Below are 22,887 nucleotides of genomic sequence, written 5' to 3'. Positions count from 1 at the left end.
GTTTGGTCTCGCGGAGGTAACGGCCGGGTACGGTGTGCTGCATGACCGGCCGGAACGACAACCTCCCGCGGCTGCTCTTCCTGGCCGCTCTCGCGCTGGCGGCGGGCGCGACCGCCGTCCTCGTGCTGAGCGACTCGCTGCGCTGGATGCGCCTCGGCGTGGTCGCCGCCCTGTGGGCCGCGCTGGCCGGGGCGTTCCTCGCCGTCCGCTACCGCAGACAGTCGGCGGACCGGGCCGAGGAGGCCGAGCAGGCCCAGCGCGTCTACGAGCTGGAGCTGGAGCGCGAGATCGCCGCCCGCCGCGAGTTCGAGCTCACCGCCGCCGCGGAGGCCCGCGCCGCCGCCGACGACCGCTCCCGCGACGACCTGGCCGAACTGCGCGCCGAGCTGAAGGCCATGCGCGAGCACCTCGAACTGCTCCTCGGCGGCGAGGTGCTCGTCGAGCGCATCGCGCTGCACGCCGAGGCGACCCGCATGCGCGCGCAGGCAGTGGAGGGCCGCTCCGAGCCGGTCAAGCGCATCGCGGCCGCGGCCGGGGACCCGAAGACCGACATGATCGAGCGCGTGCGGGAGCCCTGGCTGGAGGACACGCCGAGCAGCCGCCCGATCGATCCGACCTGGACGCCGTCGTGGGAGACCGGCGAGCACCGCCGCCCCCGCACCCCGACGCGTGGCCGCCCCGCCGACCCGGCCCGCCGCCGCGAGGAGCCCGGCGTCGCCGCCCGGCTCGACGGCGGGGCGGACCCGCGCACCGAGGTCGGCCGCCCGGTGCGTCCGCGCGCGGAGGCCCAGGCCTCCGAGCCGGGCCGCGCGGACGCCTACCCGGGCCAGCGCGTCCGGCCGGAGGAGCGGGTGGGCAGGCCCCACCCGGAGGGCGCGCCGGGGGAGGCCTACCAGCGGGGCAGGCCGGACGCCGACGCGCAGCGGCGCCGCCAGGAGTCCGAGCAGGATGCCCGCCCGGCCGCCCGGCCCGCGGGCGGCCGCGCCGACGCCGAGGCCACCCGGCAGGGCGTGCGCCCGGTCGAGAGCCCGACCCAGCACGGCGCGCGCCCCGTCCCGGCCGACCGCAGCGCCCCGCCCCGGGTGATCTCCCGGCGGCCGGGGGAGGAGTCAGTCTCCTCACCGGAAGAGGCGGTCCGCGGCCGCCGCGCCGTGGACTCGGCGGTGATGCCCTCGGTGCGCCAGTCCGGCGCTGCGCAGCCCGAGCCCGCCCGAGGCAAGCGCGCGGCGGAGTCCGGGGTCTTCCCGCCCGCGAGCGAGCCCGCCCGAGCCAGGCGCGGCGCGGAGTTCCCGCCCGAGGCAGGCCGTGGGACCCCGGCGGACGCGCCCGCCCGAGGCAAGCGCGCGATCGAGTCCGGCGTTTTCCCGGCTGCGGGCGACGCGGGTCAGGGTGGTGCGCACGGTAGGCGCGCGGTGGAGTCCGGCGTTTTCCCGCCTGCGGGCGACGCGGGTCAGGGTGGTGCGCACGGTAGGCGCGCGGTGGAGTCCGGCGTTTTCCCGCCTGCGGGCGACGCGGGTCAGGGTGGTGCGCATGGCAGGCGTGTGGCGGAGTCGGGGGCGTTCCCGTCCGCTGCGGACGCTGGGCGTGGGGCGGGTGAGGTCGCTCGGGGGAAGCGGGCGGTGGAGTCGGGTGTTTTCCCGCCTGCTGGTGAGGCCGGGCGGGGCGGTTCGGTGGGGGCGCATGGCAGGCGTGCCGCGGAATCCGGGGTGTTCCCGCCTGCCAACGGTGCGGGTTATCGGGCCGAGGGTGAGGCGGCGCGGGGGAAGCGGGCGGCCGAGTCGGGGGTGTTCCCACCCGCGGCTGAGGCCGCGCGGGGGAGGCGTGCGGCGGAGTCGGGGGTCTTCCCGCCTGCGGGCGACGGCGGCCGTGGTGGCCTCCCGGGCGGCGATGGTGCTCGGGGGAAGCGGGCGGCGGAGTCCGGTGTGTTCCCGCCCGCGGCCCGGGGCCAGGCGGGGGAAGCGGCGCGGGGCAAGCGGGCCGCCGAGTCCGGGGTGTTCCCGCCCGCTCGCGGTAAGCGGGCCGCGGAGTCGGCGGTGTTCCCGCCCGCTCGGGGCAAGCGCGCCGCGGAGTCCGGGGTGTTCCCGCCAGCGGGGCACCGGGCCGTGGAGTCCGAGGTGGCCGGTCCCGGTGGCCGCGCGGCGGAGGGTGAGGGCACGCACGCGGAAGGCACCTCCGTCGCCGAGTTGCTGGCCGCCCACGGCGGTTCCACGCCGCGGCGCAGGCGCAGGCGGGACGAGGACTGACGGCGGTTTTCGCCCGATCCAGTGAAATCCGGATACGCCCGTGCGCGCCGTGGCCGGGACTGGGCTGACCGTCCGCCCCTACTATCAGGCCCGTGTCCGAAGATCAGCTGCAGCGGCACACGCCGCGGCGCAAGACGGTGCTGCTGCCCGTGGTGGGGCTGCTGGCGCTGGCCGTCTGCGGAATGGCGTTGCTCGCCGTCAGCACCGCGCGGGTGGGGTTGCAGGCCGAGCTCGTCGGCATCCTGGCCGCGCTGCTGCCCGTCGGGCCCGTCGTCGCGGCGTTCCTGTGGATCGACCGGTGGGAGCCCGAGCCCGCGCGGCTGCTCTGGCTCGCCTTCGGGTGGGGCGCGTGCGTGGCCGCCATCACCGCGCTGCTCATCAACAACACCGCCGAGGCGGTGGGCGACATGCTGCTGGGCAAGGGCAACGGCGACACCATCAGCGCGATGGTGTCCGCGCCGCTGTTCGAGGAGTTCGTCAAGGGCGCCTTCGTCTACGGCATCTACCTGTTCCTGCGCCACGAGTTCGACGGCGTCATCGACGGCATCGTCTACGCCGGACTCGTCGCGGCCGGGTTCGCCTTCACCGAGAACATCTACTACTTCGGCCGCGCCTTCGCCGAGTACGGCATCGGCGACGGCACCTCCCCCGGCGTGATCACCGCCTTCATCCTGCGCGGCGTGCTCTCCCCGTTCACCCACCCGCTGTTCACCGCGTGCATCGGCATCGGGATCGGCCTGGCCGCGCGGTCGCCGAAGCGCGGGGTCGTCGGCCTGGTCGGCGGATACGTCGCCGCGGTCGTGCTGCACGCGGCGTGGAACGGAGCGGCGACCCTCGGCGGGGGCACCGCCTTCCTCACCGTCTACTTCCTCGTGATGGTGCCGCTGTTCGCCCTCGCGGTCTGGTTCATCACCTGGCACCGCCGCCGCGAACAGCGGATCATCGCCGCAGCCCTGCCCGGCATGGTCGCCGAGAACCTGATCCTCGACAACGAGGTCGAGGCGCTCGCCCGCCTCGACGCCCGCCGCAAGTGGCGCAAGCGCGTGCGGGCCCGCTCCGGCCGCGCCGCCGCCGGGCTCATGGCCGAGTACCACGCCGCCGTCAGCGAGCTGGCCTTCCTGCGCCACGCCGCCGCGCAGGGCGCGACCGGCAGGCACGACGTCAGCGAGAGCCACCTGGTGGCCGTGGTGCGGGCCACGCGGCAGGCCGCCGTGCGCGCCTCCGCCCGGTGAACCTGGTCACCTGGCCGCCACCCGGCCGGTAACGGGCGGTTACGCTCGCGCCGTCGTCTGGTACCCGCGAACGCGGGACTGGAACGAAGGGACTTGTCATGGACGCCGGTCAGACCCGGCCAGCCAGGTTGGCGGTCGGAGTCGTCTCAGCGGGCCGGGTGGGCGCCGTGCTCGGCGCTGCCCTGGCCAGGGCGGGGCACACCGTCTCGGGCGCCTCCGGCGTCTCCCGCGCCTCGCTGCTGCGCGCCGAGACCCTGCTGCCCGAGGCCCCCGTCGCCCCGCCGGACGAGGTCGCGGCCGCCGCGGACCTGGTGCTGCTCGCCCTCCCCGACGACGCGCTGCCCGGCACCGTGCGCGGCCTGGCCGCCGCGGGCGCGCTGCGGGCGGGCCAGATCGTCGTGCACACCTCCGGCGCGTACGGCGTCGACGTCCTCGCGCCCGCCGCCGAGCTGGGCGCGCTCGGCCTCGCGCTGCACCCGGCGATGACGTTCACCGGCAGGCCGGAGGACCTGGAGCGCATCGCCGCCTGCTGCTTCGGCGTCACCGCCGCCGACGGCGACGACGCCGCGTGGAACGTCGCCGAGGCGCTGGTCGTGGAGATGGGCGGCGAGCCCGTCCGGGTCCCGGAGAGCGCCCGCCCGCTGTACCACACCGCGCTCGCGCACGGGGCGAACCACCTGGTCACGCTGGTCGCCGAGGCCGCGGACCTGCTCAAGGGAACCGGCGTCGGCACGCCGGAGCGCCTGCTCGGCCCCCTGCTGTCCGCCGCGCTCGACAACGCCCTGCGCCACGGCGACCGCGCCCTCACCGGCCCGGTCGCCCGAGGCGACGCGGGCACCGTGCGCAAGCACGTCCGGGTCCTCTCCGAGCACGCCCCCGCCATGCTCCCCGCCTACCGCGCCATGGCGCGCCGCACCGCGCAGCGCGCCGCCGCGTCCGGGCTGCTGCGCGCCGACCTGACCGACGACGTCACCGCCGCCATCGACACCGAAGAGGGCCACCCATGACACCCGTGTTCACGCCGGGCAAGCTGCACGTCCACAGTGGACCGGCCGAGCTGGCCAGGGTCACCCGCGCCCTGCGGGCGACCGGGCGCAAGATCGCGTTCGTGCCGACCATGGGCGCCCTGCACGACGGCCACCGCGCGCTGCTGCGCCACGCCCGCCGCCTCCCGAACACGGTGCTCGTCGCCTCGATCTTCGTGAACCCGCTGCAGTTCGGCGCGGGCGAGGACTTCGACCGCTACCCGCGTCCACTGGAGACCGACCTCGACGTCTGCGCCGACGAGCGCGTCGAGCTGGTCTTCACGCCGACTCGGGAGGACATGTACCCCGAGGGCGCGACCACCACCGTCCACCCGGGACCCCTGGGCGACGAGCTGGAGGGCGCGGTCCGGCCGGGGCACTTCGCGGGCGTGCTCACTGTGGTCAACAAGCTGTTCAACATCGTCCGCCCCGACTACGCTCTGTTCGGTGAGAAGGACTACCAGCAGCTCAACCTGATCAAGCGCATGGTGAAGGACCTCGACATGGAGGTCGCCGTCATCGGCGTGCCGACGGTGCGCGAGCCCGACGGCCTGGCCCTGTCCTCCCGCAACGCCTACCTCGACGACGCGCAGCGCCAGGCGGCCGTGACCCTGTCCGCGGCCCTCGCGGCGGGCGCGCACGTCAGCGCCCAGGGAGCGGCGGCCGTCATCGACGCCGCGCGGGCCGTCCTCGACCAGACCCCCGACCTGTCCGTCGACTACCTGGAACTGCGGTCGCCCGACCTCGGCCCCGCCCCGGCCGACGGCGACGCCCGCCTGCTGGTGGCCGCCCGGCTCGGCCGCACCCGACTCATCGACAACGTCCCGGTCCTGCTCGGTTAGGGGAGACCATGTTCCGCACGATGCTCAAGTCCAAGATCCACCGCGCCACCGTGACCCAGGCCGACCTGCACTACGTCGGCTCGGTGACCATCGACCCGGTGCTGATGGAGGCCGCCGACCTGCTGCCCGGCGAGCAGGTCGCCATCGTCGACGTCACCAACGGCGCCCGCCTGGAGACCTACGTCATCGAGGGCGAGCGCGACAGCGGGGTCATCGGCATCAACGGCGCCGCCGCGCACCTGGTGCACCCCGGCGACATCGTCATCCTCATCGCCTACGGCCTGATGGACTCCGCGGAGGCCGCCGCCTACCAGCCGCGCGTGGTCTTCGTCGACGCCGACAACAGGATCGCGCACCTCGGCGCGGACGCCGCCCACGCCCCCGAGGGCTCGGGCCTCAAGAGCGGGGCCACCTCCGAGACCGACGACGCCGCCAAGCTGGACGCGCTCCTGGCCGCCGAGGTCTAAGTGCTCCTGGCCATCGACGTCGGCAACACCAACACCGCCTTCGGCCTGTTCGACGGCAAGGAGCTGGTGCGCGACTGGCGCACCCGCACCGACGCGCGCATCACCGCCGACGAGCTCGACCTGTCGCTGCGCGGCCTGCTCGGCCCGCACGCCGACGAGGTCACCGCCATCTCCGCGCTGTCGACCGTGCCGACGGTGCTGCGGGAACTGCGCGCCATGCTGGGCAAGTACCACGGCCGCGTGCCCCGCGTGGTGGTCGAGCCGGGCGTGCGGACAGGGGTGCCGCTGCTGGTGGACAACCCCAAGGAGGTCGGCGCCGACCGGGTGGTGAACACGCTGGCCGCCCACCACCTGTTCAACACCGCGTGCGCGGTGGTCGACTTCGGCACGTCGACCAACATCGACGTCATCTCGGCCAAGGGCGAGTTCCTCGGCGGGGTGTTCATGCCGGGCATCGAGATCTCCATGGACGCCCTGGCCACGCACGCCGCCGCGCTGCGCAAGGTCGACGTCGTCCGCCCGCGCTCGGTGATCGGCAAGAACACGGTGGAGTGCCTGCAGTCGGGGATCATGTACGGGTTCGCTGGCCAGATCGACGGCATCGTCACCCGCATCCGCCGCGAGCTGGCCCGGCAGGGCCACGACGGCCCGATGACCGTCATCGCCACCGGCGGACTGGCCCCGCTGGTGGTCGACGAGTCGGCGACCATCGACCACCACCGCCCCGACCTGACCCTGCTGGGTCTGCGCCTGGTCTACGAGCGCAACCAGCGCTAGATCCGGATGGCCCTGATCGCCTCGCAGATCAGCGGCCGCACGAACACCCCGCGCGAGTCCGGCAGCCCCGACAGGTACTCCCTGGCCCTGGCCAGGATCTCCGCCCGCTCGGCCTCCGGGGCCACGGCGATGTGGGAGTAGGTGCGCAGCGACTCCACCATCGAGTCCACCGTGCGCACCTGCTGGTGCTTGAAGTCCTTCGCCTCGGCGTCGCCGAGCAGGTCGTGCTCGGGCACGTGCCGCTCGCGCCGCCGCGCCGGGTCGCCCACGCTCGACGCGGTCAGCTCGACCAGCGTCCGCACCCACGGCACGCGGTCGTCGTCGGCGATCCACAGCGCGCCGAAGACCCCGCCGGGGCGCAGCACCCTGGTGATCTCGGCCAGCGCCTCGGGGTTGTTGAACCAGTGGAACGACTGGCCCGCGACCACGGCGTCCACCGAGGCGTCGCGCAGCGGGATCCGCTCGGCCCGCCCGTCCATCGTCGGCACGTCCGGCAGCCGCCGGGTCAGCTCGGCCCGCATCTGCGGGTCCGGCTCGACCGCGGTGACGTCCACCCCCAGGTCGAGCAGGCGCTCGGTCAGCTTGCCGGTGCCCGCGCCGAGGTCGAGCACCCTGGTGCGGTCGCCGATGACCCATTCGACAGCCTCGGCCGGGTAGTCCGGCCGGTGCTCGGCGTAGGTCGCGGCATTGGCGCCGAATGAACCCGCTCTGGTCGCGCGCATCTGCGGATCGTCCACCGGACAACCGTAAGGCAATACCGGTTGTGACCTCGCGGGGATGCCCTCGTACCCTTGCGCCGTGAACGAGGAGACCACCCCCGACGTCGACGACCTGCCCGAGCAGATGCGGATTCGGCGGGAGAAGCGGGAGCGAATGCTCGCCGCCGGTGTCTCGCCGTACCCGGTCGAAGTGCCGCGCACCCACTCGCTGGCCGAAGTGCGCGCCGCCTATTCCGATCTGCCCGCCGACACCGCCACCGGCGACAAGGTGTCCGTGGTCGGCCGGGTCATGTTCCTGCGCAACACCGGCAAGCTGTGCTTCGCCACCTTGCGCGAAGGCGACGGAACCGAACTGCAGGCCATGCTGAGCCTGAACAACGTCGGCGAGGACGCCCTTTCCGCATGGAAGGCCGATGTCGATCTTGGCGACCACGTATTCGTCACCGGCGAGGTGATCACCTCCCGGCGCGGCGAGCTGTCGGTGCTCGCCGACGAGTGGGGAATGGCGGCCAAGTCGCTGCGCCCGCTGCCCGTCGCGCACAAGCCGCTGGGCGAGGAAACGCGTATTAGGCAGCGCTATGTCGACCTCATCGTGCGGCCCGAGGCCCGCGAGACGGTAAGGGTCCGTTCGGCGGTTGTGCGGTCGCTGCGCGAGTCTTTCCACGCCCGGGGTTTCCTGGAGGTGGAGACCCCCATGCTGCAGACCCTGCACGGCGGCGCCTCGGCCCGCCCGTTCGTGACGCACTCCAACGCGATGAGCATGGATCTGTACCTGCGGATCGCCCCCGAGCTGTTTCTCAAGCGCTGTGTGGTCGGCGGCATCGACAAGGTCTTCGAGATCAACCGCAACTTCCGCAACGAGGGCAGTGATTCCTCGCATTCGCCCGAGTTCGCGATGCTGGAGTTCTACGAGGCGTTCGCCACCTACGACACCAACGCGGCCATGACCCGCGAGCTGATCCAGGAGGCGGCCCGCTCGGTCTTCGGCGGCGAGGTCGTCACCCTCGACGACGGCTCGGAGTACGACCTGTCCGGCGAGTGGACGACGCTGACCATGTACGGGTCGCTGTCGGAGGCGCTGGAAGCCGAGGTCACCCCGGAGACCGGCGTCGACGAGCTGCGCAAGCACGCGGCCGCCGTCGGCCTGGAGCACGACCCGGCGCTCGGCCACGGCAAGCTGGTCGAGGAGCTCTGGGAGCATCTGGTCGGCGATCACCTGCACGCGCCGACTTTTGTTCGGGATTTCCCCGTCGAGACCTCACCGCTGACGCGTGAACACCGGTCCAAGCCGGGCGTGGCCGAAAAGTGGGACCTCTACGTCCGCGGTTTCGAGTTGGCCACCGGCTACTCGGAGTTGGTGGATCCGGTCGAGGAACGGCGGCGGCTGACCGAGCAGGGCAGGCGCGCGGCATCCGGCGACGACGAGGCGATGCGCCTCGATGAGGACTTTCTGCGCGCGTTGGAGTACGGAATGCCACCGAGCGGCGGCGTCGGAATGGGCATTGACCGGCTGCTGATGGCCCTGACCGGGCTCGGCATCCGGGAGACCATCCTGTTCCCCCTCGTCCGCCCCGAATGAACCCCGGTCTAACACATTCCCGCTGATTTGCGCTAGCCTGCCCCCAGGGAGTATTTCTACTGGTGGCCGAGACGCTCGCTGAGCCGGCACATTTCAGCCTGAGGGAGGCGCTATGGCGCAGAAGGTCACGGTTTCGCTCGTCGACGACATCGACGGTTCCGAGGCCGAGGAGACCGTGGAGTTCGCACTCGACGGGGCGACCTATCAGATCGATCTGTCCAGCAAGAATGCCGAGCGCCTGCGTTCGGCCCTGTCCGACTTCGTCGACCACGCCCGCCGTTCCGGCGGCCGCAAGCGCCCCGTCGGCAAGGCGGCCGCTGGCCGCGCGCCGCGCACGGCCTCGGCCGACCGCGAGCAGAACCAGGCAATTCGCGAGTGGGCGCGCAAGCAGGGCATGAAGGTGTCCGACCGGGGCCGAATCCCCTCGGAGGTCCTCGACGCCTACAACGAGCAGGCCTAAGCGCCGACCGGCTTAAGGGCCGCCGCACTCCGCGGCGGCCCTTGTTGCATTCACCCGATCGTCGGGTGGACTCGCGGAATGGTGTGCGCGGCGTCACCGGGTCCGGTGATCGCGGGTTGTCGCAACCGGCCACGACGGTGATGCCGGTCCGCTAGTTTCTGCCGCATGACGATCGTGGTCCGCATTGTCCAGGGCTTGCTCATCCTCACGGGCCTCGCCGCCTGTGTCATCGCGGCGGTGATGGCGGGCATGACGCACGACGACGCGGACGCCCGCTGCTACATGACCGAGGTCCAGGACGGCGCCGGCGGCTACTCCGACGTCCCCAGCCCCGGCTGCGGCACCATGGCGGTCTACCAGACCGAGGCGATCTCGGCGGCGGCCGTCGGGCTCTCGGGCATCGGGATCATGGTCGGCGCCGCCGCGATGAACGGCATGGCCTCGCCCAGGCCCAAGCAGGTCGCCCAGCCCGCGCCGTACGGCGGCTACGGACCCCCGACCGGCCCGCAGCCGTACCCGCAGGGCCCGTACGGCCCGCCTAACGCCTAGGCAGCACGCGGGGGCAGGTGCCGCACGCGCCCTCGCCCCGCTCCAGCAGGTAGTGGAAGCAGCAGCTCTCCCGCCTGCGGGTCCACTCGCCGTCGACGGTCCGCATGGTCGAGCCCGAGGTGAGCGGCTTCACGCCGTCCTCGAGCACCAGCGCGGCGTCGAGCGCGCCCGCGCCCGCGTCGCCGCCGCAGCGGCCTGCCTGCCACAGCGCGCTGTCCAGGGCGTCGGTCGCCGCGGCCCAGAGCGTGCGCCTGCCGAGGCGCACCTGCGGCGCGTACACGTCGACGAACCGTTTGGCGTGGGCGATGAAGCGCCCGCGCAGGACCGCGGCCAGGGCGGCGTCGTCGGGGGCCACCACGACGTCGGGCCGCCCGGCCGCCGGGTCGTCCGGCAGGCAGGCGAAGGCGGGGGAGAGCACCGCGACCGAGCCCGGGTGCGGGCGGGGGTAGGCGGTGCGGAAGGCCAGGTCGGCCGGGCGCAGCGACGGCACCCGGCGCTCGTGGTGGAACAGCAGCGCGCCGACGTAGGCCGGGACGCCGAGGTACCACGTCATGACGTACCCGGCGGTCGTCTGGTCCGGGGCGTCGTCGTACTGGTCGCGCAGCCAGCGCGCGAGCGAGGCCCGCCAGCGGCCGAACGCGTCGGGGGTGGCCAGGACGCTGCCGCAGGTCACCCAGCCCGGCTCGGCGGGCAGCCCGTAGCGGACCTCGACCCGGTCCTGCCGCCCGTTGAGCACGGAGAGTGATTCCGGCAACGTCCGATGGCCGGACCGCGCCGCGGGGCGGATGCTGTAGTCGAGGGTCATCGACGGCGCCGTTCGCGCGCGTCCCGGAGCCCGGCCGACTGATAAGGCATGCCTAACCTTACCCAGCAGCCCTGAAACGCGCCTGTCGCGGTCGGGGTGGGATAGCCCACAGTCGGGACGACAGCGACTGTTCGCGGAGAGCGGACAGCGGAATCCAGACCGGTCACCGCACGTTATCCAGGGTGACGGGGCCTCCGTCCGGCTGATGTTGCCATGTTGAGCCGCTCGCGGCACTGAGCGTGGCAGCCCGGCCTACTACAGTGGTCCCACGGTGCTGAATCCACTACGAAGGGGTGGAGAAGGGCCGCCGGCGCAGCAGTCAGGGAGTGAGAATGTTCGAGAGGTTCACCGACCGCGCGAGGCGGGTGGTCGTCCTGGCCCAGGAAGAGGCCCGGATGCTCAACCACAACTACATCGGCACCGAGCACATCCTCCTGGGTCTGATCCACGAGGGTGAGGGTGTCGCCGCCAAGGCGCTGGAGTCGTTGGGGATCGCCCTCGAGGGCGTGCGCCAGCAGGTCGAGGAGATCATCGGCCAGGGGCAGCACGCGCCCAGCGGGCACATCCCGTTCACCCCGAGGGCCAAGAAGGTGCTGGAGCTGTCGCTGCGCGAGGCGCTGCAGCTCGGCCACAACTACATCGGCACCGAGCACATCCTGCTCGGCCTCATCCGCGAGGGCGAGGGCGTGGCCGCCCAGGTGCTGGTCAAGCTCGGCGCCGACCTCAACCGGGTCCGCCAGCAGGTCCTGCAGCTCCTGTCGGGCTACCAGACCAGCAAGGAGGCCGCCGAGACCGGCGGCCGGGGCGAGGGCACGCCGTCGTCGTCCCTGGTGCTCGACCAGTTCGGCCGCAACCTCACCGCGTCCGCCCGCGAGGGCAAGCTGGACCCGGTCATCGGCCGGACCAAGGAGATCGAGCGGGTCATGCAGGTGCTGTCCCGCCGCACCAAGAACAACCCGGTCCTCATCGGCGAGCCCGGCGTCGGCAAGACCGCCGTCGTCGAGGGGCTCGCGCAGATGGTCGTCAAGGGCGAGGTGCCCGAGACGCTCAAGGACAAGCAGCTCTACACCCTCGACCTGGGCTCGCTGGTCGCCGGTTCCCGCTACCGCGGTGACTTCGAGGAGCGCCTGAAGAAGGTGCTCAAGGAGATCAAGACCCGCGGCGACATCATCCTGTTCATCGACGAGATCCACACCCTCGTCGGCGCGGGCGCGGCCGAGGGCGCCATCGACGCGGCCTCCATCCTCAAGCCGATGCTGGCCCGCGGCGAGCTGCAGACCATCGGCGCGACCACCCTCGACGAGTACCGCAAGTACGTCGAGAAGGACCCGGCCCTGGAGCGCCGCTTCCAGCCGATCCAGGTGGGCGAGCCGTCGCTGGAGCACACCATCGAGATCCTCAAGGGCCTGCGCGACCGGTACGAGGCGCACCACCGCGTCACGATCACCGACGCCGCCCTGGTGGCCGCCGCGACCCTGGCCGACCGCTACATCAACGACCGCTACCTGCCGGACAAGGCGATCGACCTCATCGACGAGGCGGGCGCGCGCATGCGCATCCGCAGGATGACCGCGCCGCCGGACCTGCGCGAGTTCGACGAGAAGATCGCCGACGTGCGCCGGGAGAAGGAGTCGGCGATCGACGCGCAGGACTTCGAGCGGGCCGCGAAGCTGCGCGACACCGAGAAGCAGCTGCTGGGCCAGAAGGCCGAGCGGGAGAAGCAGTGGAAGGACGGCGACCTCGACGTCGTCGCCGAGGTCGACGACGAGCAGATCGCCGAGGTGCTGGCGAACTGGACCGGCATCCCGGTGTTCAAGCTGACCGAGGAGGAGACCTCCCGGCTGCTGCGCATGGAGGACGAGCTCCACAAGCGCATCATCGGCCAGGAGGACGCCGTCAAGGCCGTCTCCCAGGCGATCCGCCGCACCCGCGCCGGTCTGAAGGACCCCAAGCGCCCGTCCGGCTCGTTCATCTTCGCCGGCCCGTCCGGTGTCGGTAAGACCGAGCTGTCAAAGGCGCTGGCGAACTTCCTGTTCGGCGAGGACGACGCGCTCATCCAGATCGACATGGGCGAGTTCCACGACCGCTACACCGCCTCGCGGCTCTTCGGCGCGCCCCCCGGGTACGTCGGCTACGAGGAGGGCGGCCAGCTCACCGAGAAGGTGCGCCGCAAGCCGTTCTCGGTCGTGCTGTTCGACGAGATCGAGAAGGCCCACCAGGAGGTCTACAACACCCTCCTGCAGGTGCTGGAGGACGGTCGCCTGACCGACGGCCAGGGCCGCACGGTCGACTTCAAGAACACGGTGATCATCTTCACCTCGAACCTGGGCACCCAGGACATCTCCAAGGCCGTGGGCCTCGGGTTCACCTCGGGCAACGACCAGGGCTCGAACTACGAGCGGATGAAGAACAAGGTCAACGACGAGCTGAAGAAGCACTTCCGGCCGGAGTTCCTCAACCGCATCGACGACATCATCGTGTTCCACCAGCTGACCGAGGACCAGATCATCAAGATGGTCGACCTCATGATCGGCCGCGTCGAGACCCAGCTCAAGAACAAGGACATGGCTCTGGAGCTGACCGACAAGGCCAAGAAGCTGCTGGCCAAGCGCGGTTTCGACCCGGTGCTGGGCGCCCGCCCGCTGCGCAGGACGATCCAGCGCGAGATCGAGGACCAGCTCTCGGAGAAGATCCTCTTCGGCGAGCTGGAGCCCGGCCAGATCATCATCACCGACGTCGAGGGCTGGGACGGCGAGGAGGCCAGCGCCGACAAGGCCCGCTTCGTCTTCCGCGGCGAGAAGCGCGCCAGCGTCCCCGACTCCCCGCTGGTGGAGATCGCGGCCGGTGGCGAGGACTCCGCCGAGTCCGCCGACTGACGCCACGCACGACGACCGCCCCCCGAGGACTTCCTCGGGGGGCGGTTCGCGTTTCGGGCGAAAGTGATGGCCACTCCGGCTTGGTCGACGGAGACCCGAGGGGGTCGCGGGAGGTGGCGGCCGGTCGTGGACGGCCACCACCGGGAACGCCGTCGGCCGACTGGCAGGCAACGGACCTCACCTGTGGGCTGCGCCCGATGGCGTCGGGGGCTCCTGTGCGGCTGGCGGGCCGTCGTTACTGCGGTAGGACCAGTTCGGCCACGACGGCGTTGTGGTCGCTGCCGGGCAGGTCGTAGACCGCCAGTGAGGTCGCGGTGATGCGGCGGTCGACCAGGATGTGGTCGATGGTGACCGGCGGCCCCCAGGGGTACTGCGACCAGGTCGGCCGCAGGCCCTCGCCGGTCAGCTCGGCGGCGTCCCAGTAGCCGCGGTCGATGACGCGGGTCATGGCCGCGTGGTCGAGGGTGGCGTTGAAGTCGCCAGCGAGGATGCGCGGGCGCCCGCCCGCGTCGGGGGACGGCAGGTCGGCCAGCTCCCGCTGCCAGATCCGGTACGCGCCCGCGTTGTGCACCCCGGGCAGCACGTGCACGGACAGGATCTCCACGTCGGTCGGTCCGGAGAGGTCGGCGACCACGGCGACCTGCTCCAGCACGGACTCCTCGACCAGCACGATCTGCCGCAGCGGCACCTTGGCCACGATCCCGCTGCCGGAGCCGCCCGCCTCGGCGCGCAGCACGCGGTAGGGGAACTGCCTGCGCATCCCGGCAGCGTCGAGCGCCTCCACGGCGGCGGGGGTCAGCTCCTGGAAGGCGAGGACGTCCACCCGGGAGTCCCGGGCCAGGGTGAGCAGGGTGGTCGGGTCGGCGCCGCCGACGAGCAGGTTGGCCGTCATGACCCGGATGCGCTGGCCGTCGCCGGTGTGGGCGCCGTCGTCGAGGCTGCGCGGCACCAGCACCGAGCCCAGCGAGACCGTGGCGATGAGCGCGGTGGCCATCAGCGCCCGCCTGCCCGCCACGAGCGCCAGCAGGGTGATGAACGCGGCGAACGCGGTGAGGTACGGGGTCAGCGCGAGGGCCGCCATCGTGTGGCGGTCGCCGTCGACGCCGACCAGCCGCATCACCGTGGCGGCGACGACCACCAGCACCGGGATCGCCAGCAGGGCCGTGACCCACCGGCGCTTCCGGCGACGGGGCGGTTCCACCGGGGCGGGAGCGTCGATCTCGGCCGTGCGCATGACCACAGGATGCCTGACAGCGCGCTGTGCGGGCGCTGACAGCGCGGGTGGGGAGTGTGGAGGTCGCGTGAAAGGAGTTCTATGTACGCGATCGAAGCCGAGGGCCTGGTGAAGCGCTACGGCGACACCCCGGCCCTCGATGGGGTCGACCTGGCCGTGCCCGAGGGGAAGGTGCTCGGCGTCCTCGGCCCGAACGGCGCGGGCAAGACCACGGCCGTCCGCATCCTGGCGACCCTGCTGCGCGCCGACGCGGGCACGGCCAGGGTCGGCGGGCACGACGTCGTCGCCGAGCCGACGGCGGTGCGCGCGCTCATCGGCCTGACCGGGCAGTACGCCTCGGTCGACGAGGACCTGTCCGGACGGGAGAACCTGGTGCTCATCGGCAGGCTGCTCGGCCTGCCGGACGCCCGCGCCCGCGCCGTCGACCTGCTGGCCCGCTTCGAGCTGGCCGAGGCGGGCGACCGGGCGGTGAAGACGTACTCCGGCGGCATGCGGCGGCGGGTCGACCTCGCCGCCAGCCTGGTCGGCCGACCGCGGGTGCTCTACCTCGACGAGCCCACCACCGGACTGGACCCGCACAGCCGCAACGAGGTGTGGAGCATCGTCCGGGGCCTGGTCGACGAGGGCGTGACGGTCCTGCTGACCACCCAGTACCTGGAGGAGGCCGACCAACTGGCCGACCTCATCACCGTCTTCGACCACGGCCGGGTGATCGCCACCGGGACCCCGCACGAGCTCAAGCGCAAGACCGGGACCCAGGCGCTGCAGGTGCGGCCCACCGTCGCCGCGGACGTGCCCGCCGTGGCGGCGATCCTGTCCGACATCACCGGCGCCGTGCCGCACACCGACGCCGACACCCACGTCCTCACCGTCCCGGTCGCCGACCCGGTCCTGCTGTCCACAGTGGTGCGCAAGCTGGACGAGGCCGGGATCACCGCCGACGAGCTGGCCCTGCGCCTGCCGAGCCTCGACGAGGTCTTCCTCAGCCTGACCGGGAGCCGAGCATGACGACTATCCACATCGGACCAGCGGCCGGACTGCGGCACGGTCTCGCGCTGGCGGGCCGGGGCCTGACCAAGATCAGGAAGAACCCCGAGTCGCTCCTGGACGTGACGGTCCAGCCCATCCTGTTCCTGGTCGTCTTCGTCTACCTCTTCGGCGGGGCGATCTCCGGCGGCACGGGGGAGTACCTGCAGTACCTGCTGCCGGGAATCATGGTGCAGAACATCGTCTTCGCCAGCCTCGGCACCGGCATGGCGCTGAACACCGACATCACCAAGGGCGTCTTCGACCGGTTCCGCAGCCTGCCGATCGCCCGCTCGGCGCCGCTGGTGGGCGCCGTCCTGGCCGACGTCGTCCGGTTCGCGGTGACCCTGGTCGTCCTGATCGCCTTCGCCTACGTGCTCGGCTTCCGCGCCACCACCGACCCGGCGCGGTTCCTGATCGCGATCGTGCTGATGATCGTGTTCGGGCTGTGCCTGTGCTGGATCTCGGTCTGGGTGGGCATGCTCGTCAAGTCGCCGCAGGCGGTTCCCGGCACCCTGGTGGCGTTCATGCTCCCGCTGACGTTCGGCAGCAACGTGTTCGTCCCCGCCGAGACGCTGCCGGGCTGGCTGCAGGCGTGGGTGGACATCAACCCGGTGAGCCACCTGGCCACCGCCGCCCGCGCGCTCCTGCTCGGCGGCGACTGGCTGGCGAGCACCGGCTGGGCGTTCCTCTGGGCGGCTGGCCTGGTGGCGGTGTTCTTCCCGCTGGCCCTGCGCGCCTACCGCAAGCGCGTCTCCTAGCGTTGGCGGTGTGCCCGACACCGCCGAGGACGCCATCGCCGACCAGCTCCGACTCGCGCCGTCGGTGCTCAGGGAACCGCCACCGGGGTTCGCCCCCCGCGTCGCGGCCGGGCTCGACGTGGCCTACCTCGGCGAGACCGGGCGGCTGGTCGCGGCCGCGGCCTGCGTCGACGTCGAGACCGGTGAGCTGGTCGACGCGGCCGTGGTCGCCGGGCACACCGACTTCCCGTACGTCCCCGGCCTGTTCGCCTACCGCGAGCTGCCGTCCCTGCGTGCTGCCCTGTCCGCGCTCACGACCACGCCGGACGTGCTGGTCTGCGACGGGCAGGGCCTGGCGCACCCCCGGCGGTTCGGCCTGGCCTGCCACGCTGGCGTCGTGACCGGCCTCCCCGCCATCGGCGTGGGCAAGACGCCCATGGGCCGCTACGACCCGCCCGCGCCCGCCCGGGGATCGTGGACGCCGCTGATCGACGACGGGGAGGAGGTCGGCCGCGCCCTGCGCACCCAGGACGGCGTCAAGCCGGTCTTCGTCTCCATCGGTCACCGGATGGACATCGACACCGCCACCGCGCTCGTCCTCCGCCTCTGCCGCGGTTACCGCCAGCCGGAGACCACCCGCGCCGCCGACCGGTTGTGCAGGCAGGCGCTGCGGGACCTCAGGTGAGCCGCACGCCCAGGAATCCCGCCAGGTCCGCGAGGGCAGCCGCCTGATCCGATGCCGCGCCCGCGTCGTGGGCGCTGATCCGCTCCGCGGTCCCCAGCTCGGCATCCACAGTGGACCACAGCGCGGCCAGCTCGGGATTGCCCGCGTCCGGGCGTCCCCGGATCGCCGCGCCGACGCCGACCAGGCGGGCTGCGGTCGCGAAATCGCCCGCTGCGGCAGCGGCATGGGCGGCGGAGTCGGCGATGGCCGCGGTCACCGGCATGTCCGGGGTGGCCGCCATGGCCGTCATCGCCTCGCGCAGCCACTCCACCGCCGCGGCCGCATCCCCCGTGGTGCACGCCAGGTCGGCGGACACGCAGCAGTGGATCGCGACCCACTGCGCGGACGGCCGGTCCACCGTCGTCAGCACCGCCCGCCCCTCGTCCAGCAGGCGCGCGGCACGGTCGAGGTCGCCCATCCGGCGGGCTGTCGAGGCCAGCCAGAACCGGGCGAGCGCGGCGAGTTCGTGGCCGCCGCGCTCCTCGGCCAGGCGCAGCGCCTCGCCCAGGTCGCGCTCGGCGCCCGCGAGGTCGTCCGCCCTGGCCCGCGCGACGCCCAGCCGCGCCAGCGCGCCGACCATCTCGTCCACCGCGCCCAGCTCGGCCACCAGCCGCACGGCGTCCTCATGGGCGCGCAGCGCCGCCGGGTGGTCGCCGCGCTGTGAGTGCTGCTCGGCGATGTGCATGCTGGACAGCGCCTGGCCCCAGCGGTCGCCCAGCGCGCGGAACTCGGCCAGCGCGGCCGCGGCGGTGTCGTCGTCGCCCGAGCGCCCGCCGTTGTCGGCCAGGTACGCGCGGCCGAGCAGCCCGGCCGCCCGGCCCCACGGGTCGGCCAGCGCGGCGGCCCGGTCCAACCGCTCCTCGGCCAGCCGCGCGTCCCCCATGGCGGAGGCGAGCAGGGGCTCCAGCATCGCCATGACCGGGAACCGGGCCATGGCGTCGGACTCGGCGAGGTCGGCGAGCAGGCCGCGCATGACCTCGCGGTCCGGCATGCCGCCGAACTCGCCGAAGGCCGCGTAGGCCGCCAGGGTCGCCCTCGTCGACGCGGGCACGTCCCCCGGCAGCGCCATCAGCTCCGAGGCGATCTGCCCCGCCTCCAGGTGCCGCCCGGTGACCACCCAGAACCAGGTCGCCCGCACCGCGATCTCGCACGCCAGCCCGACCTCGCCCAGCGACACCGCCACGCGCACCGCGGCCAGCAGGTTGGCGTGCTCGGCGGAGAGCCTGCCCAGCCACTCGACCTGGTCGGGCCGCCGCAGCCGCGGCTCGGCGTCGGTGACGAACGCGAGCATGTGCCGGGCGAACGCCAGCCGCACCTCGGCGGTCAGGCCCTCCCCGGCGTAGGCGCGCACCGTCTCCAGCATCCGGTACCGGTCCTCGCCGCCGATGACCAGCGACTTCTCCACCAGCGACGCCAGCACGTACACGACGTCGTCGACGGGCAGCCCCGCCACCGCGGCGACCGACTCCGCCGTGGCGCCGCCGGGGAACACCGACAGCCGCGAGGCCAGCAGCCGCTCCTCGGCCGTCAGCAGCTCCCAGCTCCACTCGACCACCGCGCGCAGGGTCCGGTGCCGGGGCAGCGCGGTGCGGTCGCCGCCGGTCAGCAGCCGGAAGCGGTCGTCGAGCCGGGCGGCCACCTGCCGGGGCGTCATCGACCGCAGCCGGGCGGCGGCCAGCTCCAGCGCCAGCGGCAGCCCGTCGAGCCTGCGGCAGATCTCCGCGGCGATGTCCGGCTCGACCACCGCGCCCGCCGACGCCGCCCGGTCGGCGAACAGGGCCAGCGCGTCGGCCTCCGGCAGCGGCCCGACCGCGAGCACCGCCTCCCCGGTGATCGCCAGGGGCTCCCGGCTGGTGGCCAGCACCCGCAGCCCGGGGCAGCGCGCCAGCACCGCGTCGACCAGGTGCGCGGCGGCGTCGACGACGTGCTCGCAGTTGTCGAGCACCAGCACGCCGGGCCGCGCGGACAGCACCTCGACCACCCGGTCCAGCGCGGCCTTCGGCGGCATCGCCTCGAACAGCTGGGCGTCCCGCCCGCCCAGGGCGTTCAGCACGCCGGACACGACGTCCTCCTCGGCGCGGACCCCGGCCAGGCCGACGAACGGCGTGGGCGCGTCGAGCTCGTCGGCCAGCACGGTGGCCAGCCGGGTCTTCCCCGCCCCGCCCGGTCCGACGAGCGTCACCAGCCTGCGCTCGACGAGCAGCGCGCGCAGCCGGGCCAGCTCGGCCGTGCGCCCGACGAAGCTGGTCAGCGGCGGTGGCTTGCGCGGCGCCAGCTCGCCGCGCAGCACCGCGAGGTGCAGGTCCCGCAGGCCCGGCGACGGCTCCACGCCCAGCTGGTCGGCCAGGTCGCGGCGGACGCGGTCGTAGGCAGCCAGCGCCTCGGCCTGCTGGCCGGTCATGCCCAGGGCGCGCACCAGCAGGGCGGCGGGCCGCTCGCGCAGCGGCTGCGCGGCGACGGCCGTGCGCAGGTCGGCGACGACATCGGCAGCGCGGCCCGCGAGGATGTCGGCCTCCCAGCGGTCCTCGACCGCGCTCGCGCGCAGCTCGGTCAGCCGCACGACCTCGGCGGCGGCGAACCCGGCGTCGCCGATCCCGGTCAGCGGCTCGCCCCGCCACAGCGCCAGCGCCGCCCGCAGGCCCGCCGCCGCCTCGGCGTGGCGGCCCGCCCGCGCGGCATCCCTGGCCTCGCCGACGGCGTGCTCGAACCGGACGGTGTCCACCTCGGCCGTGAGCCGGTATCCGGTGGCGTGCGACTCGACCGACGCCGGGTCGCCGAGGGCCTTGCGCAGCCGCGAGACCAGCGAGTGCAGGGCGTTGACGGCGTCACCGGGCGGGTGCGCGCCCCACAGGTCGTCGATCAGCGTGCCCGTCGGCACCACCCGGCCGGGGGCGAGGGCCAGGCGGGCCAGCACTGCCTTGAGCCGGGGGCCGCCGACCGGCAGCTCGACCCCGTCCCGGACGGCCCGGACCGGGCCGAGCAGCGACACCTCCACTCAGGTCAGCCGCTTCCGCAGGCCGGTCAGCGCCGCCAGCGCGCCCATCGGCACGCCGACGCCCCGGCCGTGGCGCACGTCGGGCTCGCGCGGGTTGATCCGGATCAGGGCCCCGGACGCCGCGCTGGCCAGCTCCGCCATCCGCCGCACGGTCGAGACCGCCGTGCCCGCGCCGATCTCCAGCACCGCGACGCGGCCCGCCGAGCGCCGCCACTCGGTGAGCGCGGTCAGCTCGGCCTGGCTGCGGTCGGGCACCCAGCCGAAGTCGCCGAACATGAGGATGTTCGGCCGCGCCAGGCTCCCGCAGTCCTCGCACGCAGGCAGCGGGCCGACCGCGCGCATCGTCTCCGGGTCGACCTCGATGTCCAGCCCGTCGGCCGACCACACGCGGCTGGAGCACGGCCCGAGGCACTGCAGGTGGTGGATCGACCCGTGCACCTCGGCGACCCCGGTGAACCCGGCCTTCTGGAACTGGCCGTCCACATTGGAGGTGAACACCCGCGCGCCGAGCTCGCGCAGCACGGCGAAGCCCTCGTGCGGCTCGGTCGCCCGGTACATCGCCAGCCGGTGGCCGTAGAAGCCCCAGGCCAGCTCGGGGTCGTTGGCGAAGTGCACCGGGTCGGCCAGCTCCACGAACCGCAGCCCGAGCCGCTGATAGGGCGGGTAGGCGGCCCAGAAGCCGTGGTCGCCGCGGAAGTCGGGCAGGCCGGAGTCGACCCCCATGCCCGCCCCCGCGCACACCAGCACCGCGTCGGCCGAGGCGATCAGCTCGGCCGCGGCGTCGAGCACATCAGGCACGCGGCCCCGCGCTTTGCACGACCTCGAACTCCAGCAGGCTGGACCCGGTGCCCACCGGCTTGGCCCGCTCGCCGGAGTGCGCCTCCTTGGCCGAGCCGCCCATCCACGCCTGGAATGCCTCCTCGCTCTCCCAGCGCGTGTAGACGAAGTAGCGCGTCTCGCCGCCGGTCGGGCGCAGCAGTTCGAAGCCGAGGAACCCCGGCTGGCCCTCGACCGCGCCCAGCCGGGCCGCGAACCGCTTCTCCAGCTCCGGGCCCGCACCCTCGGGGACCTCGATCGCGTTGATCTTCACGATTGCCATACGGCCACACTAACGCGCCAGCGGGCCCGGGTAGAGGTGCTCGTCGGCCGGGCGCGACGGCTGGCGGAACCAGGCGTCCAGGAACGGGCGGACGTCCTCGCCCGCGACCTTGGCGACGAGGTCCTCGAACTGCTCCCACGAGGCGTTGCCGTCGGCGTGGGTGGCCAGCCAGGTGCGCAGGATCTCGTTCCACGCGTCCTCGCCGACGCGCTTGCGCAGGGCGTGCAGCGCGAGCTGGCCCTTGTCGTAGACGGCGGTGAACTCGTTGCCCGCGCCCATGTCGTAGAGCTTGCGGTTCCAGAACCGCTCGCGCTCGTAGCCGCGGGCCACGGTGGTCCGGTACCGCTCGTCGAGGTCCGCGCCCTGGGACTCGTCCCACATCCACGAGGCGTAGGAGGCGAAGCACTCGTTGAGGCAGATGTCGGCCCAGCTGTCGACGCTGACGCTGTTGCCCCACCACTGGTGGGCCAGCTCGTGGACGACGACGTCCAGCTCGGCCCACTTCGCGTAGATCGGCCTGCCCTGGGTCTCCAGGGAGAAGGCGATGTTCTCGTTGAGGTAGATGCCGCCCGCCGCGCTCTGCGGGTACTCGCCGAACCTGCTCTCCAGGAACGCCAGCACCTCGGGCATCCGCGACTGGACGGCCTTCTTGGCCTCCGTGCCGGGGGCGTAGGCGTTGACCACCGGCGTGCCGTCCGCGAGCTTCGAGCGCTCGAAGGTCCACTTGTCGATGCCGATGGTGGTCAGGTAGGTGGCGATGCGGTTGGGCTCGACCCACCGGTACGTCGTCCAGCCGCCCTCGGCCTTGGCGGGCTCCTCGACGCCGTTGGAGACCACGCTCCAGCCGTCCGGCACGCGCGCGTTCAGGGTGAAGGTGGCCTTGTCGCGCGGGTGGTCGTTGACGGGGAACCAGCTGCTGGCGCTGTGCGGCTCGCCCGCGGCGTAGGCGCCGCCGGACTTGCTGATCTGCCACCCGCCCGCGCCGAGCGGCCCGTTGGTCTCCGACCGCGGCTTGCCCGCGTAGCGCACCCGGACCGCGAACTCCTGGCCCGGCGTGAGCGGCGTGGCGGGGGTGATGACCAGCTCCTGGTCGCCCTCGCGGGTGTGCTCGGCCTGCGCGCCGTCCACCTCCACCGACCGCACGTCCAGACCGGTGAGGTCGAGGTTGAACCGGCTCATCGGGGCCGTGGCCGTCGCCTTGACGACGGTGTCGCCGTCGAGGTGGCGGGACTCGGGGTCGTAGCTGACGCTGACCTCGTAGGCGGTGACGTCGTAGCCGCCGTTGCCGTCCTCGGGGTAGTACGGGTCGCCTATGCCGTCGGCGCCCACCCCGTCGACCGTCGCGGGCGCCTCCGGCTGCGGCTGCCGCGGCTGGGGCTCGGGAGCGGAGGTGCACGCGGTGACCGCCGCGGCGGCCGCCACGGCGCACATCACTCGAACGGGGACTGGACGCACCCGTCCATCATGACCGGCCCGCTGTGTAGCCCGGGTTGCC

The 22,887-nt window shown here is 73.3% G+C and carries 20 protein-coding genes; 13 read left to right on the top strand and 7 right to left on the bottom strand.

The genetic code is table 11. From position 1 onward, the window contains the following. Nucleotides 1-41: 41 nt before the first annotated feature. The 6 genes from IEY98_RS03110 (at nt 42) to IEY98_RS03085 (ending at nt 6,586) form a co-directional block, all read left to right on the top strand. A complete protein-coding gene (locus IEY98_RS03110) occupies nt 42-2,243 on the top strand; it encodes a DUF6779 domain-containing protein (protein WP_189208742.1) in 2,202 nt (733 codons plus the stop codon). Between the two features lie 137 nt (nt 2,244-2,380). After that, nucleotides 2,381-3,475: a PrsW family intramembrane metalloprotease gene (locus IEY98_RS03105; protein WP_229786742.1), complete on the top strand. Its 1,095-nt coding sequence runs from the start codon at nt 2,381-2,383 to the stop codon at nt 3,473-3,475. Nucleotides 3,476-3,573: 98 nt separating this feature from the next. Further along, complete coding sequence (locus tag IEY98_RS03100) at nt 3,574-4,482, top strand: Rossmann-like and DUF2520 domain-containing protein (RefSeq protein WP_189208741.1); 909 nt, start codon at nt 3,574-3,576, stop codon at nt 4,480-4,482. Beyond that, a complete protein-coding gene (gene panC, locus IEY98_RS03095) occupies nt 4,479-5,342 on the top strand; it encodes a pantoate--beta-alanine ligase (protein ID WP_189208740.1) in 864 nt (287 codons plus the stop codon). Before IEY98_RS03100 ends, panC begins: the two co-directional genes overlap by 4 nt. Before the next feature lie 8 nt (nt 5,343-5,350). Beyond that, on the top strand, nt 5,351-5,809 hold the full coding sequence (panD, locus tag IEY98_RS03090) for an aspartate 1-decarboxylase (protein WP_189208739.1): 459 nt from the start codon (nt 5,351-5,353) through the stop codon (nt 5,807-5,809). Next, complete coding sequence (locus IEY98_RS03085; RefSeq protein WP_189208738.1) at nt 5,810-6,586, top strand: type III pantothenate kinase; 777 nt, start codon at nt 5,810-5,812, stop codon at nt 6,584-6,586. Here the strand turns inward: IEY98_RS03085 and IEY98_RS03080 are convergent. Then, on the bottom strand, nt 6,583-7,323 hold the full coding sequence (locus IEY98_RS03080; protein ID WP_229786516.1) for a class I SAM-dependent methyltransferase: 741 nt from the start codon (nt 7,321-7,323) through the stop codon (nt 6,583-6,585). The two genes, IEY98_RS03085 and IEY98_RS03080, sit on opposite strands and share 4 nt — an antisense overlap. A gap of 40 nt (nt 7,324-7,363) precedes the next feature. Here IEY98_RS03080 and lysS point away from each other — a divergent pair, with 40 nt between their 5' ends. From lysS to IEY98_RS03065, 3 genes are all read left to right on the top strand, one after another. Further along, entirely contained in the window at nt 7,364-8,884 is a 1,521-nt protein-coding gene (gene lysS / locus IEY98_RS03075) for a lysine--tRNA ligase (protein ID WP_189208737.1), read from the top strand. A gap of 112 nt (nt 8,885-8,996) precedes the next feature. Then, on the top strand, nt 8,997-9,344 hold the full coding sequence (locus IEY98_RS03070; protein ID WP_189208736.1) for a histone-like nucleoid-structuring protein Lsr2: 348 nt from the start codon (nt 8,997-8,999) through the stop codon (nt 9,342-9,344). A gap of 165 nt (nt 9,345-9,509) precedes the next feature. Further along, on the top strand, nt 9,510-9,893 hold the full coding sequence (locus tag IEY98_RS03065; RefSeq protein ID WP_189208735.1) for a hypothetical protein: 384 nt from the start codon (nt 9,510-9,512) through the stop codon (nt 9,891-9,893). On the opposite strand, the gene IEY98_RS03060 is transcribed toward IEY98_RS03065, so the two are convergent. Continuing rightward, nucleotides 9,883-10,698 (bottom strand): (2Fe-2S)-binding protein, encoded by an 816-nt coding sequence (locus IEY98_RS03060; RefSeq protein WP_189208734.1) that lies wholly within the window; start codon nt 10,696-10,698, stop codon nt 9,883-9,885. The two genes, IEY98_RS03065 and IEY98_RS03060, sit on opposite strands and share 11 nt — an antisense overlap. A gap of 332 nt (nt 10,699-11,030) precedes the next feature. Here IEY98_RS03060 and IEY98_RS03055 point away from each other — a divergent pair, with 332 nt between their 5' ends. Continuing rightward, complete coding sequence (locus IEY98_RS03055) at nt 11,031-13,574, top strand: ATP-dependent Clp protease ATP-binding subunit (protein WP_189208733.1); 2,544 nt, start codon at nt 11,031-11,033, stop codon at nt 13,572-13,574. 235 nt (nt 13,575-13,809) lie between these two features. Here IEY98_RS03055 and IEY98_RS03050 read toward each other — a convergent pair whose 3' ends face one another. Continuing rightward, nucleotides 13,810-14,808 carry an endonuclease/exonuclease/phosphatase family protein gene (locus IEY98_RS03050; RefSeq protein ID WP_189208732.1) on the bottom strand — a complete coding sequence of 333 codons (999 nt, stop codon included), beginning with the start codon at nt 14,806-14,808 and terminating at the stop codon, nt 13,810-13,812. Nucleotides 14,809-14,889: 81 nt separating this feature from the next. Here IEY98_RS03050 and IEY98_RS03045 point away from each other — a divergent pair, with 81 nt between their 5' ends. From IEY98_RS03045 to IEY98_RS03035, 3 genes are read left to right on the top strand one after another with little or no spacing between them, the layout of a single operon-like run. Continuing rightward, the gene (locus IEY98_RS03045; RefSeq protein ID WP_189208731.1) at nt 14,890-15,816 is read left to right on the top strand and encodes an ATP-binding cassette domain-containing protein; all 927 of its coding nucleotides are present in this window, start codon (nt 14,890-14,892) and stop codon (nt 15,814-15,816) included. Next, nucleotides 15,813-16,595, top strand: a complete 783-nt coding sequence (locus tag IEY98_RS03040; RefSeq protein WP_189208730.1) for an ABC transporter permease — start codon at nt 15,813-15,815, stop codon at nt 16,593-16,595. Before IEY98_RS03045 ends, IEY98_RS03040 begins: the two co-directional genes overlap by 4 nt. Before the next feature lie 10 nt (nt 16,596-16,605). Beyond that, nucleotides 16,606-17,259 (top strand): endonuclease V, encoded by a 654-nt coding sequence (locus IEY98_RS03035; protein WP_189208729.1) that lies wholly within the window; start codon nt 16,606-16,608, stop codon nt 17,257-17,259. Here the strand turns inward: IEY98_RS03035 and IEY98_RS03030 are convergent. From IEY98_RS03030 to IEY98_RS03015, 4 genes are read right to left on the bottom strand one after another with little or no spacing between them, the layout of a single operon-like run. Beyond that, on the bottom strand, nt 17,252-20,293 hold the full coding sequence (locus IEY98_RS03030; protein WP_189208728.1) for an ATP-binding protein: 3,042 nt from the start codon (nt 20,291-20,293) through the stop codon (nt 17,252-17,254). The genes IEY98_RS03035 and IEY98_RS03030 overlap by 8 nt on opposite strands. Further along, nucleotides 20,294-21,082, bottom strand: a complete 789-nt coding sequence (locus IEY98_RS03025; RefSeq protein ID WP_229786740.1) for an SIR2 family NAD-dependent protein deacylase — start codon at nt 21,080-21,082, stop codon at nt 20,294-20,296. A gap of 1 nt (nt 21,083) precedes the next feature. Continuing rightward, nucleotides 21,084-21,392, bottom strand: a complete 309-nt coding sequence (locus IEY98_RS03020) for an antibiotic biosynthesis monooxygenase family protein (RefSeq protein WP_189208727.1) — start codon at nt 21,390-21,392, stop codon at nt 21,084-21,086. 9 nt (nt 21,393-21,401) lie between these two features. Then, a complete protein-coding gene (locus IEY98_RS03015; protein ID WP_189208726.1) occupies nt 21,402-22,823 on the bottom strand; it encodes a M1 family metallopeptidase in 1,422 nt (473 codons plus the stop codon). Nucleotides 22,824-22,887 lie beyond the last annotated feature (64 nt).

Origin of the sequence: Actinokineospora fastidiosa, assembly GCF_014648415.1 — a bacterium.
GTDB lineage: Bacteria > Actinomycetota > Actinomycetes > Mycobacteriales > Pseudonocardiaceae > Actinokineospora > Actinokineospora fastidiosa.
Note: the sequence above shows the minus strand (reverse complement) of the source record. Positions and strands in the feature narration are given on the sequence as shown.